Source organism: Citrobacter sp. T1.2D-1 (assembly GCF_950098555.1).
Classification (GTDB): Bacteria; Pseudomonadota; Gammaproteobacteria; order Enterobacterales; family Enterobacteriaceae; genus Citrobacter_A; species Citrobacter_A telavivensis.
The window spans coordinates 113,092-128,682 of the sequence record NZ_CATNHH010000008.1; the positions used below are offsets into that span (position 1 = coordinate 113,092).

General features: G+C 55.1%; 15 protein-coding genes. 5 read left to right on the forward strand and 10 right to left on the reverse strand.

Annotated features, from left to right (window positions below; genetic code table 11):
• Nucleotides 1-13: 13 nt before the first annotated feature.
• The 3 genes from carA to QQZ17_RS09525 all read right to left on the reverse strand — a co-directional run bounded on the left by carA (nt 14) and on the right by QQZ17_RS09525 (nt 3,582).
• Nucleotides 14-1,162, reverse strand: coding sequence for a glutamine-hydrolyzing carbamoyl-phosphate synthase small subunit (gene carA / locus QQZ17_RS09515; RefSeq protein ID WP_152405920.1), 1,149 nt, complete (start codon nt 1,160-1,162; stop codon nt 14-16).
• Nucleotides 1,163-1,619: 457 nt separating this feature from the next.
• The gene (dapB, locus tag QQZ17_RS09520; RefSeq protein WP_152405921.1) at nt 1,620-2,441 is read right to left on the reverse strand and encodes a 4-hydroxy-tetrahydrodipicolinate reductase; all 822 of its coding nucleotides are present in this window, start codon (nt 2,439-2,441) and stop codon (nt 1,620-1,622) included.
• Nucleotides 2,442-2,574: 133 nt separating this feature from the next.
• Nucleotides 2,575-3,582, reverse strand: a complete 1,008-nt coding sequence (locus QQZ17_RS09525) for a LacI family DNA-binding transcriptional regulator (RefSeq protein ID WP_152405922.1) — start codon at nt 3,580-3,582, stop codon at nt 2,575-2,577.
• Between the two features lie 187 nt (nt 3,583-3,769).
• On the opposite strand from QQZ17_RS09525, the gene QQZ17_RS09530 reads away from it, so the two are divergent.
• Genes QQZ17_RS09530 through QQZ17_RS09550 form a run of 5 tightly spaced genes read left to right on the forward strand, consistent with a single transcriptional unit; the run spans nt 3,770 to nt 8,083 of the window.
• Nucleotides 3,770-5,515, forward strand: coding sequence for a class I mannose-6-phosphate isomerase (locus tag QQZ17_RS09530; RefSeq protein WP_152405923.1), 1,746 nt, complete (start codon nt 3,770-3,772; stop codon nt 5,513-5,515).
• 4 nt (nt 5,516-5,519) lie between these two features.
• Entirely contained in the window at nt 5,520-5,948 is a 429-nt protein-coding gene (locus tag QQZ17_RS09535; RefSeq protein ID WP_152405924.1) for a PTS sugar transporter subunit IIA, read from the forward strand.
• Between the two features lie 11 nt (nt 5,949-5,959).
• A complete protein-coding gene (locus QQZ17_RS09540) occupies nt 5,960-6,454 on the forward strand; it encodes a PTS system mannose/fructose/N-acetylgalactosamine-transporter subunit IIB (RefSeq protein WP_042323970.1) in 495 nt (164 codons plus the stop codon).
• Between the two features lie 10 nt (nt 6,455-6,464).
• A complete protein-coding gene (locus QQZ17_RS09545; RefSeq protein ID WP_152405925.1) occupies nt 6,465-7,265 on the forward strand; it encodes a PTS mannose/fructose/sorbose/N-acetylgalactosamine transporter subunit IIC in 801 nt (266 codons plus the stop codon).
• Nucleotides 7,265-8,083, forward strand: a complete 819-nt coding sequence (locus QQZ17_RS09550) for a PTS system mannose/fructose/sorbose family transporter subunit IID (protein ID WP_152405926.1) — start codon at nt 7,265-7,267, stop codon at nt 8,081-8,083. Before QQZ17_RS09545 ends, QQZ17_RS09550 begins: the two co-directional genes overlap by 1 nt.
• A gap of 39 nt (nt 8,084-8,122) precedes the next feature.
• Here QQZ17_RS09550 and QQZ17_RS09555 read toward each other — a convergent pair whose 3' ends face one another.
• The 7 genes from QQZ17_RS09555 to ileS all read right to left on the reverse strand — a co-directional run bounded on the left by QQZ17_RS09555 (nt 8,123) and on the right by ileS (nt 15,557).
• Nucleotides 8,123-8,905 carry a glucose-6-phosphate isomerase family protein gene (locus tag QQZ17_RS09555; protein ID WP_152405927.1) on the reverse strand — a complete coding sequence of 261 codons (783 nt, stop codon included), beginning with the start codon at nt 8,903-8,905 and terminating at the stop codon, nt 8,123-8,125.
• Nucleotides 8,898-9,461: a glucose-6-phosphate isomerase family protein gene (locus tag QQZ17_RS09560; protein WP_152405928.1), complete on the reverse strand. Its 564-nt coding sequence runs from the start codon at nt 9,459-9,461 to the stop codon at nt 8,898-8,900. Before QQZ17_RS09560 ends, QQZ17_RS09555 begins: the two co-directional genes overlap by 8 nt.
• A gap of 98 nt (nt 9,462-9,559) precedes the next feature.
• Nucleotides 9,560-10,474, reverse strand: a complete 915-nt coding sequence (rihC, locus tag QQZ17_RS09565) for a ribonucleoside hydrolase RihC (protein WP_152405929.1) — start codon at nt 10,472-10,474, stop codon at nt 9,560-9,562.
• A gap of 65 nt (nt 10,475-10,539) precedes the next feature.
• The gene (gene ispH, locus QQZ17_RS09570; RefSeq protein ID WP_152405930.1) at nt 10,540-11,490 is read right to left on the reverse strand and encodes a 4-hydroxy-3-methylbut-2-enyl diphosphate reductase; all 951 of its coding nucleotides are present in this window, start codon (nt 11,488-11,490) and stop codon (nt 10,540-10,542) included.
• A 1-nt stretch (nt 11,491) separates the two neighbouring features.
• Nucleotides 11,492-11,941 (reverse strand): FKBP-type peptidyl-prolyl cis-trans isomerase, encoded by a 450-nt coding sequence (gene fkpB / locus QQZ17_RS09575; protein WP_042998001.1) that lies wholly within the window; start codon nt 11,939-11,941, stop codon nt 11,492-11,494.
• A gap of 302 nt (nt 11,942-12,243) precedes the next feature.
• The gene (lspA, locus tag QQZ17_RS09580; protein ID WP_152405931.1) at nt 12,244-12,741 is read right to left on the reverse strand and encodes a signal peptidase II; all 498 of its coding nucleotides are present in this window, start codon (nt 12,739-12,741) and stop codon (nt 12,244-12,246) included.
• On the reverse strand, nt 12,741-15,557 hold the full coding sequence (ileS, locus tag QQZ17_RS09585; RefSeq protein WP_152405932.1) for an isoleucine--tRNA ligase: 2,817 nt from the start codon (nt 15,555-15,557) through the stop codon (nt 12,741-12,743). Before ileS ends, lspA begins: the two co-directional genes overlap by 1 nt.
• Nucleotides 15,558-15,591 lie beyond the last annotated feature (34 nt).

Sequence of the window (15,591 nt, forward strand, 5' to 3'; positions counted from 1 at the left end):
TCTTAACTCCTGATTATTTCGCGGACTGACGGTAAAGCTCAATTAACTCGATAAAGTGGTCGAACAACGGCGCGGCATCGTGAGGTCCCGGGCTCGCTTCCGGGTGGCCCTGGAAGCTGAATGCCGGTTTGTCGGTGCGATGAATCCCCTGCAAGGTGCCATCGAACAGCGACTTGTGGGTGACGCGTAGATTTGCCGGCATGGACGCTTCATCCACCGCAAAGCCGTGGTTCTGGGCCGTAATCATCACCGTATTGTTGTCGATATCTTTGACCGGATGGTTACCGCCGTGGTGACCGAATTTCATTTTCACGGTTTTCGCCCCGCTTGCCAGTGCCAGCAACTGATGGCCTAAGCAGATGCCGAACACCGGAATATCGGTCTCGAGGAATTTCTGAATCGCGTCGATAGCGTAATCGCACGGCGCCGGGTCACCAGGACCGTTCGACAGGAAGATCCCGTCCGGATTCATCTTCAGCACTTCTTCCGCCGACGTTTTTGCCGGAACGACCGTCAGGCGACAGCCTCTGTCTACCAGCATGCGCAGGATGTTGCGCTTGGCGCCAAAATCGTAGGCAACAACGTGGAAGGGCAGCTCGCTTTCTGTCTTCGCTTCCGGCAGGTCATCGGCCAGCGTCCAGCTCCCCTGCGTCCAGCTGTATGATTCCGTGGTGGTCACTTCTTTCGCCAAATCCATTCCGTTCAGGCCCGGGAACGCTTTTGCTTTTTCCAGCGCCAGCGCGGCATCCAGGTTATCGCCCGCGATGATGCAACCGTTTTGCGCCCCTTTCTCACGCAGCAGACGCGTCAGCTTACGGGTATCGATATCGGCAATCGCCACGATGTTATGGCGTTTCAGGTAAGAAGAAAGGTCTTCGGTATTGCGGAAGTTGCTGGCAATCAGCGGCAGGTCACGAATGACGAGGCCTTGCGCATGGACCTGGGAGGATTCTTCATCGGCGGCATTGGTGCCGACATTACCAATATGGGGATAAGTAAGAGTAACGATTTGGCGGGAATAGGAAGGATCAGTGAGGATTTCTTGATAACCGGTCATTGAAGTATTGAAAACGACTTCCCCAACCGCCGAACCTGTTGCCCCTATGGCCCGACCGTGAAACTGGGTTCCGTCTTCCAGAACCAATAGCGCTGACTTAATCAAAACACCCTCCAGAGAATATTCACTCACTTTATTTGCATATTAATGCACTTTCATAGCATAGATCAATGCAAATTTGCTTACCCGTGGATTTCTGGCAAACGGCGGCATTCTGGAGATAAGGCAGGCAAAAGTCAACTTAAAGGCGGTATTTTTTATATTCTTTTACGACTCAGGATGAATTCATCGAATTTAACAGGCAAAAAGATCACCTAACCCTGGCAGGAAAACGCTTGCGTGAACAATTATGCGTGAAAAACAGTCTTACGCTTTGAAAAAGTGGACCATATGGTCAAAATTTACAATAAGATAACGTAAAACAGCGAGAAAAGATGAGTTTTCTTGCCATTAATTAAGATAACAGACGTAAACGTGCAAAATAAAAGGGCAATAAAAATATTGCCCTATGTAATCAATGCATTGAGATTACAATAACCACATCACGAAAGGTAATAATTGACTATAAATTGTTGAGATCAAGCACATCTCGCATATCAAAAAGACCGTTTTGCTTTGTACTCACCCAAAGTGCCGATCTGACGGCACCATTGGCAAAAGTCATACGACTGGACGCTTTGTGGGTGATTTCGATGCGCTCACCGATATCTGCAAACATGGCGGTATGTTCGCCCACAATGTCTCCGGCGCGCACGGTGGCAAAACCAATCGTTCCCGGTACACGTTCGCCGGTATAGCCTTCGCGACTGTAGACGGCGCACGCTTTCAGATCTTTATCCAGCGCATGGGCAATCGCCTCGCCCATCGCCAGCGCGGTGCCTGACGGCGCATCAACCTTATGGCGGTGGTGCGCTTCAATGATTTCGATGTCGGTGTAGTCACCCATCACCTTCGCCGCCTTTTCCAGCAGCTTGAGCATCACGTTGACGCCAACGCTAAAGTTCGCCGCGAAGACAATACCCATCTCCTGGGCGGCATCGCGAATCGCCTGTTTTCCCGCATCGTCAAAACCGGTGGTGCCAATGACCATCCCTTTACCATGCTGACGACAAAATGCCAGATGATTCAGCGTACCTTCCGGACGGGTAAAATCGATAAACACATCGAAATCCCCTTTTACCGCCTCAAGGCTACTTTGCACGGTAACGCCGGTCTTCCCGACGCCCGCCAGTTCTCCGGCATCGCTGCCCAGCAGTGACGATCCCTCGCGCTCAAGCGCCGCACCAAGTGCAACGCCTTCCATCTGTAGCGCTGCCTGAATTAACTGGCGGCCCATACGGCCACCCGCGCCCGCTATTGCGACACGGACCTGTGCATCATGCATAGTTATTCTCTTACGTTAAAATGATGTAAATCGTTTTCAGATTACCCAGCACATCGTCATGCCGCTAGCCAAAAACGTCGATAATTAGAATTTAATGATAAACACAGAGAGATATCAGTAAAAAGCATGACGATCAGCGAAAACCACATGATTCTCTGACCACCAGCGCCGGCGGCAGAATAATGCGTTTCGCCGGCTCATCGTTTCCCTGAATACGACTGTAAAGTAACTCTCCCGCCTTACGACCGATCTCTTTTGCCGCCACCGATACGGTCGTGAGCGCAGGCTGAACCAACGCCGCTTCGGTAATATCATCGAACCCGACTAATGCAAAGTCACGCCCGGGCTCACGCCCCATTTTACGTAGCGCCTGCATCACCCCCAGCGCCACAATGTCCTGATAACACACGGCGGCGGTAATGTGCGGATGATGCACCAGCAGAGCCTCTGCGACTTTCGCGCCATCAATCTGGCTGGCCTCTGCGGCAACGATCCACTGCGGATTCGGCGAGATGCCATGTTCCAGTAGCGTGCTGGTAAATCCGCCAATACGCTGCGCCCGACTTCCTGAATTTGGACTGCCGCCAATGAAGGCGATATTTTTATGCCCCATGTTGACTAAATGGGTCGTTGCCATCTGCGTCCCGAGAAAGTTATCGGTGCCGACAAAATCAAAATCCGGATCGCTGAGCGGGCGAACGACCATGATGGCGGGGATATTGCGCCGTTTTAGCGCTTCAAAAAATGAGCCCGGCGTTTCCCGCGCCGCGCAGAGCACCATGCCACAGGCGTTATTACGCATCAGCGAGTCAACAAACTTTTGCTGACGCTCACCTGACTCTTCGCTGTTCGCCAGAAACAGCAGCAGGTCGTGCCGTTCCATCTCATGACTGAGTCCCGCCGTCATCTCGCCATAAAACGGGTTGGTAATATCATGCAACAAGAGCCCAACCTGATTACTGCTGCGATTACGCAAATTCGCTGCGGTCTGGTTATAGACATAGCCAGAATCATCCAGCGCTTTTAGCACGCGTTCGCGCGTTGCCTGTGAAATTCGCCCCCGATTGCGCAGCACCATCGACACGGTCGCCGTGGAGACGCCTGCGCGTTCCGCAACCTGCGCCAGGGTAATGGTTGTCATGACTTCTCCTGTTTTCCCTGAAGGTTAATCGAATAACCTCAATGTGGTCCCAATACGTGTGATTCTCATCACGCTGGTGTGCTTTTCACCACCCTGGTTTCTGATTATGGCGGGTTAATCGCGTTAACCACCCTATGAAAATAAGGTTAATCGATTAATCTTTAATTAGCCAATACGGAGACGGAAAATGCGTACAACCTACAATAAATTCCCTGAGGTTGATGTTCAGGGTTATGACGACGAGGCCTGGGAAGGCTGGGCGGCGATCCATTCGGTGCTTAACGCCCGGGTTTGCGAATCATCTAAAACTATACTGATTGTCGATTGCTATCCGGGCGTACGACTGGATGAACTGGAACAACGGCTCGTCACGACGTTTAACGCCGCCTTAGTGGTCAATATCGAATCCGCACGCCGTGATGAACAGGCACTGCATGATTTGCTGGCGCGTAATCTGACCGATGACCGCGTATTTGGCGTTCTCTCCTGCCACCATCTTGACGAGTTTTTTGATACCCACAGGCTCAACCTGTTGCACCAACAGATTGATGCTATCCCCAGCGGTCTCGTGATCGTCTATGGGTCAGGCGCGGCCCTGGCGCATCCCGGCGATGTGCTGGTGTATGCCGATCTCCCACGCTGGGAGATTCAACAGCGAATGCGTCATGACGGTCTGGGGAACTGGGGAGCGGATAACGAGGATGAAGATATTCTTCGTCGCTATAAGCGCGCCTTTTTTATTGAATGGCGAGTCTTTGACCGACACAAAACGCCGCTGCTTAAACGCGCTGATTATTTGCTTGATACCACGGTTGCAGACGCGCCGGTGATAGTCAGCGGCGAAGCGCTACGTGCCGGGTTGCAGCAAACCACCACACAACCGTTTCGCGTCGCCCCCTTCTTTGATCCGGGCGTCTGGGGCGGACAGTGGATGAAACAACAATTCGATCTCGATCCCTCAGCGCCCAATTACGCGTGGTGTTTTGATTGCGTGCCCGAGGAAAACAGCCTGTTACTGCGTTTTGGTCATGTGCGGATCGAGATCCCCTCTCAGGACCTGGTGCTGACCTACCCCCGCGCCCTGCTTGGCGAGAAAGTTCATGCTCGCTTTGGCGCGGAATTCCCGATTCGCTTTGACTTCCTCGACACTATTGGCGGTCAGAATTTGAGCTTTCAGGTTCACCCGGTTACCGAATACATCCAGCAGCAATTTGGTATGCACTATACCCAGGATGAGAGTTATTACATCCTCGAAGCAGAACCCGATGCGGTGGTCTATCTGGGCACGAAAACCGGGATCGCGCCTGAAGCGATGCTGGACGATTTGCGGGCGGCGGGACGAGGCGAGAAAGCCTTTAATGACGAACGCTTTGTCAATCAGATCCCCGCGCGTAAGCACGATCACTTTCTCATCCCCGCCGGAACCGTGCACTGCTCGGGGGCCGGGACGATGGTTCTGGAGATCAGCGCCACGCCCTATATTTTTACCTTCAAACTGTGGGACTGGGGGCGTCTGGGCCTGGACGGATTGCCGCGTCCCGTCCATCTGGATCATGGTCAACAGGTCATTGACTGGCAGCGCGATACGCAATGGGTTCACGACAATCTGATCAACCGCATTGAGCTCATCGCTGAAGGGGACGGCTGGCGGGAAGAAAGAACCGGGATGCATGAACGTGAGTTTATCGAAACCCGCCGCCACTGGTTTACGACGCCGGTGACACATCATACTCACGGCGGTGTTAACGTTCTGAATCTGGTCGAAGGCGCACAAGCGGTAGTTGACAGCCCGAGCGGCGCGTTTGCCCCGTTTGTCGTTCACTATGCAGAGACCTTTATCATCCCCGCCGCCGTTGGGGAATACCGAATTTCACCTTCAGGCGACAGCGTCGGTCAGCAACTGGCGACCATCAAAGCCTGGGTAAGAGGATAAGCCGATGATCCACATTATTGTCGCCAGCCACGGCCCTCTGGCACAAGCGCTTCTCGCTAGCGGACGAATGGTTTACGGCGAATTACCGCACGTTTACGCCGTGACGCTCAGCGAACAGGACGGTATCGAAGGATTTAAAGCGCGCTTTTGCGAGGTACTGGCGGATGCGGGGCAACGCGCTGACGGTGTACTGGTGCTCTGCGACATGCAAAGCGGCACGCCGTGGAATGTCGCCTGCCAGCACGCCTTTTCGCCACAAACGGTTCCGCCCGTCGCCGTCGTGGCGGGGATGAATCTCCCGATGCTGCTGTTAAGCGAGGAGATAGTCCCGCTCACAGATGTTCATGCCGCAGCCGAAACGCTGCTGGCGTTAACCGCCCCCACGCTGACGAAGGCCGCCCCGGTTTTTTCCGTGCAGTCAGATGATTTTTAAAGGAAACCATTATGAGTATTTCTTTTGTCCGTATCGATGACCGCGTTATTCATGGGCAGCTCGTCACACGTTGGGCCAAAGAGCTGCCCTGCGACGGCATTGTCGCCATTGACGATGCCGTCGCGGCCGATCCGCTGCTCTCCTCGGTGATGAAAGGCGCGGTGCAGGACACTAAAGTCTGGTTATTTGATACCGCCACCGCGATTGAGAAACTGCCCAAAGTCATCGCCAGTGAGAAACGTTATTTCGTGATTGGCAAATCGCCGGTCACGCTGATGCGCATCGAAGAAGCGGGTATCAGCCTGCGCAATGCCAACGGCAAAATTAACGTTGGCCCGATGAGCGCGCGCGCCGATACCACGACAATTGGCCCCAATCAGTCAGTCAATGCGCATGAGATCGCCGCCTTTGACTGGTTGACGCAGCACGGGCACCAGGTTGAATTCCGGCTGGTGCCGGATGCCAGTTGCTACAGTTGGCAGGATGCGCGCCAGAAGCTGAAATAAGGAGCGGACGATGATTATCGAAGCGATGTTGATTGGTATTCTGTGTTATCTCGGCGCCCTCAGCAGTCCCTGGCTTCTGGGGCTGACGGGCGGCTGGTATCTGATCACCCGACCGCTGATTTCCGGCACGTTGGTCGGGATTATTCTTGGTGACATGAAAACCGGGATCATGATTGGCGTTGCGGTTCAGGCAGTATATATCGCCATGGTGACGCCCGGCGGTTCAATGCCCGCCGATCTCAACTTTGTAGCTTACCCGGCTATTGCGCTGGGGATCCTCTCAGGTAAAGGTCCGGAAGTGGCGGTCGCGCTGGCCGCCACCATCGGGATTGCCGGGACCATACTGTTTAATGCAATGATGGTACTAAACTCTTTCTGGAACCATCGCGCCGACACGGCGCTGGAACGGGGCGATGAGCGGGGCATTTATCTGAACAGTGCCATCTGGCCGCAGGTAACGAACTTTGTGCTGCGTTTTGTGCCCACCTTTATTGCGGTGTACTTCGGCGCCCAGTACATCAGCGGCTTTATGGACAGCCTGCCGAAGATCGTTCTGTCGACGATGAACGTGCTGGGCGGCATTTTGCCCGCCGTCGGGATTGCGATTTTGCTCAAGCAGATCATCAAAAATTACACCATGCTGATCTACTTCCTCGTCGGTTTCGTCTGCATCGTCTTTTTAAAACTCAACATGGTCGCGCTGGTGATCGTCGGTTCACTGCTGGCGTTGATTCACTATAACTACAAGCCGGAACCGCCGCAGGCGACAAACGCGACGTCGGTTACCCGCGATGATGAGGATGAATTCTGATGGAAGAACGTACGCTTACCCGTAAAGATCTTCGCCGCTGCTGGCGAGCCTGGATGATGCATAACTTATCGTCAATGAGTTTTGAACGGCTGGAGTCTTTTGGCTTTTGTCTGAGCATGTTGCCCGTTGCGAGAAAGCTCTATCCCGATGCCGCACAGCGGACCGAAATGTTGCGTCGACACGCATCGTTCTACAATACCGAACCCCAGATTGGCGCCATCGTGAACGGGATGGCGCTGGGACTGGAAGAGAAAAAAGCGAACGGCGAACCGATCGACGGGGAGACGATCAACACCCTGAAGGTGGGTCTGATGGGCCCGATTGCCGGGATCGGCGACTCGATGATCCCCGGTATGCTGATCCCCATTCTGCTCAGTATCGGCATGGCGCTGGCGGCTGGCGGCAATATCCTGGGTCCGCTGTTTTATACCGTCGCCTGGCTCGCCATCATCATTCCCGGCTCATGGTTCTTGTTTCTGAAAGGCTACAAGATGGGCTCCGGCTCGGTGGAAATACTGGTGAGCAGCAAATCGACTCGTCTGCGCGAAGCCCTATCACTGCTGGGCGTTTTCGTCATGGGCGGCGTCGCGGCAAGCTACGTGAAGCTTGGAACCGGGATGGAATTTATTACCAAAGATGGCGTAAATATTCATGTTCAGCAGATGCTGGATGGTATCTTTCCGCAACTGCTCCCGCTGGTGGTCGTTCTCGGCACCTGGTATCTGATGGCGAAACGCGGCGTCTCGCCGGTGAAAGCAATGGTCCTGTTGCTGATCCTGGCTGCACTGGGCGTCGCAACAGGCCTGTTTGCAGGTTAGTGCCGATGAAACGGAACAACCGGGGCCATGCCCCGGTTTTCAGGGATGGAAGTTCTGCCACAGCCCTGCATACTTATCCGGACGAGAGATAAACTGAAAGCGTCCCGGGTCGGTAATAAATTGCTGATAGATTGGCGCGGAAGTGAGTGAAAATTCCGTATAGTGACGGGGCGTAACGGCCTGCAGTCTTCCGGGAATATAGCGCGGATTATGCTGCCAGATAACGTGGTTACCCTGTAGTAACGGATACCATGCCAGTCCTTTATGCGCCCGCACGGCCTCATACTCAAAGCCATATTCCCGATCGCACCACGCACCAAAGGTTAATGGCGCATTCGGATCCGCGGATATCGTCGCATGTGCCCAACCGGGCGGCACCAGCACTTTTTCTCCAGGACCGGCAATCACCGCAAAGCAGCGACCGGGATCGTCACCCACATATTCCTGCATGTAGACGATCGCTTTCCCCTGCCAGATCTCATACAACTCCGGCGGAGACCAGCCGCTGTGCTGACTCACGCGATGCACATGTCCCTGACTGCGAATCGGTTCTTCGCCCAACCGACCCGCCGCATAGGTCACCACGCCAAACAGCAGCATGCGTTTTTTCAGCTCTTCGCGATCCTTCATTCGCGCCACATCCATCGCGATAGCGTACACCTCTTCCGGCCCCTCACACTGCGGATCGCGCAGGGAAGGACGAATCTGATCGAGTCGGCGAATTTCCGGCATCGGCCCGGTCACATCATCCCCATAGCTGAAGCCAAGCGGATGACGATGCACGGTCATATCCAGACCATAAAGACGCGCTGAGTCACTCATTCTGCGCCTCCCTCACCTGAATCTGCTGATTTTCCTCAAAGACCCTGAGAGTGAACCCCTTCGCCAGCGCCGCATAATCATGCCCGGCCACACCTGGCCAGACGGCAAGCGCAGAAAGCACCTCACTTCCGGTGTTGATCAACCGGTGCGCGGTGAAACCTGGAATGATATGAATTGACCCGGCACAAACGCTTTCCAGTCGTGCTTGCCCCTGCTCATTTTGCAGCAGCAAAAGCCCGTTCCCGCGCAGGCCAAAATAGACTTCGCCCTGTTCACGGCGCGCATGAAAGTGCCCGCGAGTCATGAAATATTCATCGCCGACGCGTCCGGGATAAAGATGAGTAACGCCCGTATAGAGTTCGCCTTCCGCCGGGGAGGTCGCCAGGATCTCAACGTCATACACCACATGCTCACCCGCCAGTCGTTGTCTGGCGGGATCGTCGGCAAAAATACCAATAAGATCCCGAATACGGGTTGATTTACGCAACAGCGGCCCTTTTGTCAACGCGCCGCTCGCCCATTCCACCTGCGGTGGCTGGATAAATGGATGATTCATATGTGTCTCCGGCCCGAGGAGAACAACAGAATCAGAATAGCAGATTAATCGATTAACCTGCCTGTTCTGTCAACAGAGTGCGGCGCGTATCACACTCCTTAGGGTGCCAGCGCCAGAACCTCCGCCACCCACTGCTGGAAACCGGAAACATTAATATCCAGAGCGACCTGCACGTTCGCCGGTTTGTTCATCCGTCCCTCAATATCCACCACGGTCGTCCCGGCGGTATATTCCCCCAGCGTTTCAACCGCGACGAAGCACGGCTTCACGGTAAACAGATCCGGTCGCACCAGCCAGGCTATGGCGCAGAGATCGTGCATCCGCACGCCGGTGCGCATTGTCCCGCTGCGATAGTGGCTGAACAGAGCATGCAACATATTCCCGGTGCGATTGAGGGCGGGAAGCGCTGCCAGATAGTCCGGCGTCAGCATCGCCTGGTTCGTGACGTCCAGCCCGCACATCACAATTTCAATGCCGCTGCGAAATACGCGGGCGGCCGCTTCTGGATCGACAGCAATGTTAAATTCGGCGTTAGGGGTAAAATTCCCTCGTCCGGCAGAACCGCCCATGATCACCAGACGACGGATATTGAAGGTACATTCTGGATAGTGCATCAGCAGCAGCGCAATATTCGTCAGCGGACCGATCGCAACCAGCGTAATCGGCTTCGGGGCGCTCATCAGCGCGTCGCGAAGGGCAATAAACGCCGGTTTCGCCAGCGGCTGTCGGTCATGCTCGACAAAATCGTAGCCTTCCATGCCCGATTCGCCATGGACATAAGCCGCGTCGCGTAGCGAACGCAGCAGCGGCGTCGCGGCCCCCTGTGCGAGAGGGACATCAGCATTCCAGAAATGCAGTAGTTGCAGAGCGTTGCGGGTGGTTTTCTCCACGGAGACGTTACCGGCGACCGTGGTCATCAGTTGCAGGTCGAGCTGCGGGGCAAACAGCGCGGCGGCAATCGCCGCAGCATCATCAATGCCCGGGTCGGTGTCGAGAATAATGGGCAGACGCATGATTCCTCCATAAAAAATGCCGGGTATCAGACCCGGCATCTTCGCATAGATTAGCGTGAACTAAATCATTCGACTTCACGAACATCCACACGCAGCTCTTTCGGCACTTCGAAAACGATGTTCTCTTCACGCCCTTCCAGCGGGATAGCATCGCCGCCACCCAGCTCCTGCAAACGCGCGATGACGTTTTGCACCAGAATATCCGGCGCCGATGCGCCAGCGGTGACGCCCACGCATTGTGCCTCTTTCACCCAGGCTTCCTGGATATCGGTCGCGTCGTCAATCAAAAACGCGGCTTTCCCCATCCGCTGCGCCAGTTCGGCCAGACGGTTGGAGTTAGACGAATTCTTTGACCCCACCACCAGCACGACATCCGCCTGCTCAGCCAGCGCACGCACCGCTTCCTGACGGTTTGTGGTGGCGTAACAAATATCATCTTTACGCGGTCCGACGATTTTCGGGAAGCGTTGACGCAGCGCGTCAATCACGTCTGACGTATCGTCCACGGAGAGCGTAGTCTGGGTCATAAAGGAGAGCTTGCCTTCGTTTTTCACATTAAGCGAAAAAACATCTTCCGGCGACTCAACCAGGTACATGCCCCCTTCCGGGTTGCTGTACTGTCCCATCGTGCCTTCGACTTCCGGATGCCCGGCGTGACCAATCAGGATCGACTCTTCACCGCGACGACTGGCGCGCGCCACTTCCATATGCACTTTGGTCACCAGCGGACAGGTGGCGTCAAAGACGGTGAGATCGCGGCCTTTTGCTTCGTTGCGCACCGCCTGAGAAACACCGTGAGCGGAGAAGATCAGGATCGCGCCGTCCGGCACTTCGCTGATCTGTTCGATGAAAATCGCCCCGCGCTCGCGCAGGCTGTCGACCACGTAACGGTTATGCACCACTTCGTGACGAACATAAATCGGCGCGCCATAAATGGCCAGCGCGTTTTCAACAATGCTGATAGCGCGGTCTACACCGGCGCAAAAGCCGCGCGGGTTGGCCAACAGGATCTGCATTTTACGCCTCCAGTGCCGGATCAACTTCCAGCACTTCAATATCAAAATGAACGGTATGCCCGGCCAGCGGATGGTTGAAATCAACGGTGATGGAGTCACCATTGATTTCACGGATCACACCAGGCATCTCACTGCCGTCCATTGCGGTAAAAAGCATAATAGCCCCGATTTCAGGTTCGCCTGCGTCCATAAATTCGCGACGCGAGAAGTACTGAATCAGGTCTGGCGTCGTGATGCCAAACGCGGCATCCGGCTCCAGGGAAAAGGTGGTTTTATCGCCGTCTTTCAGTCCGAGAAGATGTTGCTCCAGTCCTTCAGACAGAGAACCATCCCCCAGGCGGAAAAGCGCGGGCTTGCCGTTATTACGGGTTGACTCTGCGGTGGAGCCATCGTCGAGTTTTAAGGTGAAGTGCACCAGCACCGCACTGTTACTCTGTACTGATTTAGACATGCAGATTGCTCACTTGTTGTGACTCACCGGTTTGCCCGATGGCGCTTGCGCTTATCAGGCCTACAAGGTTCGCGCTATTTTGTAGGCCGGATAAGGTGCTTGCGCCGCCATCCGGCACATGTTTGCCCGATGACGCTACGCTTATCGGGCCTACAAGGTTCGCGCTATTTTGTAGGCTGGATAAGGCGCTTACGCCGCCATCCGGCATATGTTTGCCCGATGGCGCTTGCGCTTATCGGGCCTACAAGGTTCGCGCTATGTTGTAGGCCGGATAAGGCGCTTGCGCCGCCAGCCGGCAATTTTTATGCGGCTTTTTTCTCTCTGGAGGGCAAAAAACCTTCCAGCACAATCAACGCCGCACCGACACAAATCGCCGAATCGGCCAGGTTGAAGGTGGCAAAATGCCAGTCCCCGACGTAGAAATCGATCATGTCGACAACGAAGCCATGCCACAGGCGGTCGAACAGGTTCCCCAGCGCACCGCCAATGATTAACGCATACGCGATGTTATTCAGCTTCTGCGTCGCTCTGGAGCGGTACATCATCACCGCCAGAATGACACAGATACCGATCGCAATACCGGCAAAGAACCAGCGCTGCCAGCCGCCGCTATCGGCGAGGAAGCTAAACGCCGCACCATAGTTACGCGCATAATGCAGATTAAGCGACGGGAACAGCGACACCGTATCCCCCAGAGCAAAATTCTGGAGGATCAGGTACTTGCTGCCCAAATCGATAATCAGCACGACTACTACCAGCCACAGCCAGCGTAGCCCTGTTGAACAAAGAGGCTTACTCATCAGGCAAACTTACGTTTTTCGCCGTCACCGGCGATGTTGCTGACACAGCGACCGCAGATTTCTGCGTGTTCCGCTACCTTGCCGACATCCGTCGTGTAATGCCAGCAACGCGGGCATTTATCACCTTCGGCTTTGCTCAGGGCGATCTTCAGCCCTTTGAGCACTTCGCTCTGCTGTGCGTCAGCAGAAGCCCCGGCATAGTCAGCGACTTTCGCCCCGGAGGTCAACAGGACAAATCGTAATTCATCGCCCAGCGCGGTCAGTTTAGCAGCCAGTTCAGGTTCCGCGTACAGGGTCACTGCCGCTTCCAGAGAGCCACCCACTTTCTTATCCGCACGCGCTTGTTCGATAACTTTGTTCACTTCGCCACGCACTTTCAGCAGCTCGTCCCAGAAGTCATCGTTCATCGCTTCGCTGTCCGCCAGACCAAACAGACCTTCGTACCACTCGCCGGTGAAGACATACTTCTCACGGGAGCCCGGCAGGTAGCCCCAGATTTCATCCGCGGTGAAGGACATGATCGGTGCCATCCAGCGTACCAGCGCTTCCGCGATATGATACAGCGCGCTCTGGCAGCTGCGACGCGCCACGCTGTCCGCTTTCGCGGTGTACTGGCGGTCTTTGATGATGTCGAGATAGAACGACCCCATTTCCACCGAGCAGAAGCGCATCAGGCGCTGCACCACTTCGTGGAAATCATAGGATTCGTACGCTTTCAGGATATCTTCCTGTGCCGCTTTCGCGCAGCCGACCGCCCATCTGTCCAGTACCACCATCTCTTCCGGTTTCACCATGTCTTTAACCGGATCAAACCCGTTCAGGTTCGCCAGCAGGAAGCGCGCGGTGTTACGGATACGACGATAGCTGTCGGCAGCACGTTTGAGGATCTCATCCGAAACGGCCATTTCACCGGTGTAGTCGGTTGATGCCACCCACAAACGCAGAATGTCGGCGCCCAGTTTGTTCATCACATCCTGCGGCGAAACGGTGTTACCGATGGATTTGGACATTTTGCGGCCCTGACCATCAACGGTAAAGCCGTGCGTCAGTACCTGGCGATACGGCGCTTTGCCTTTCATCGCGGTGGAGATCATCAGAGAAGACATGAACCAGCCACGGTGCTGGTCGGAGCCTTCCAGATACATATCCGCGGCATGACCGGCGAATTCCGGACGCACGTCCACGACGGAGGCGTGAGTTGATCCGGAGTCAAACCAGACGTCCAGCGTATCCGGCACTTTCACGTACCGATCGGCTTCATCACCCAGAATCTCTTTCGGATCGAGATCCCACCAGGCCTGAATACCGTCAACTTCAACGCGTTTCGCCACTTCTTCCATCAGTTCGATGGCGCGCGGATGCAGCTCTTCAGTGTCTTTGTGAACGAACAGAGACATCGGTACACCCCAGGTACGCTGACGAGAGATACACCAGTCAGGGCGGTTCGCAACCATCGATTCGATACGTGCCTGACCCCAGTCCGGGATCCACTGCACGCCTTTGATCTCTTTCAGAGACTGCTCACGCAGACCTTTCTGATCCATGCTGACGAACCACTGTGGGGTCGCACGGAAGATAATCGGCGATTTGTGACGCCAGCAGCACGGATAGCTGTGCTGCATTTTCTCAACGTGCAGCAGCGCGCCTTTTTCACGCAACAGCTCAACGATAAGATCGTTGGCTTTAAAGACGTTCACACCGTCCAGCGTCGGCCAGGTGCCCGGCAGATACGCACCGTCCGGCCCCACCGGGTTAGCGACTTCCAGACCGTATTTCTGGCCGATGACATAGTCATCCGGACCATGACCCGGCGCGGTATGTACGGCCCCGGTACCGGCATCCAGCGTCACGTGATCGCCGAGGATCGCCGGAACGTCGAAGCCCATAAACGGATGCGTAAAGCGCAGCAGCTCAAGCTCTGCCCCTTTTACGCTAGCGAGAACGGTGTAGTCCGTCGCGCCAATGCGTTGCATCACGCTTTCAACCAGATCTTTCGCCAGGATCACCGCCTGACCGTCGATCTGTACCAGCGCATAGTCAAAGTCAGGCGCAATGGAGATCGCGCGGTTTGCCGGCAGCGTCCACGGCGTGGTGGTCCAGATCACCAGCGAGATTGGGCCATTGACGTTCGTCACGCCAAATTTCGCCTTCACCGCATCCTGATCCGCAGCAACAAAAGCCACGTCGATGGACGGAGAGGTTTTGTCGTAATATTCCACTTCCGCTTCTGCCAGCGCAGAACGGCAGTCTACGCACCAGTGCACAGGCTTCGCGCCTTTATGCAGGTGACCATTGCCAATGATTTTGCCCAGCGCGCGGATGATGTTGGCTTCCGTTTTGAAGTCCATCGTCAGATACGGATGGGACCAGTCGCCAAGCACGCCCAGACGGATAAAATCTTTACGCTGACCGTCAACCTGGGTTGCGGCATATTCACGGCACTTCGCGCGGAACTCCGCCGCGGTAAATTTTTCGCCTGGCTTACCGAATTCCTGCTCCACTTTCAGCTCGATCGGTAGACCGTGGCAGTCCCAACCCGGAACGTAAGGCGAGTCATATCCCGCGAGTCCTTTGGACTTCACGATAATGTCTTTCAGAATCTTGTTAACCGAGTGACCAATATGAATGCTGCCATTCGCATAAGGAGGGCCATCATGCAGAATGAAGGTTTTTTTGCCTTTTTTGGCCGCACGAATGATGCCGTACAGGTCATCATCAGTCCAACGCGCCAGCATTCCCGGTTCGCGCTTGGCGAGATCGCCGCGCATCGGGAACCCTGTTTCCGGCAAATTCAGGGTTGATTTAAAGTCACTCATCAGATTCTCGGTTCCGTATTGATTACCCAGGCAT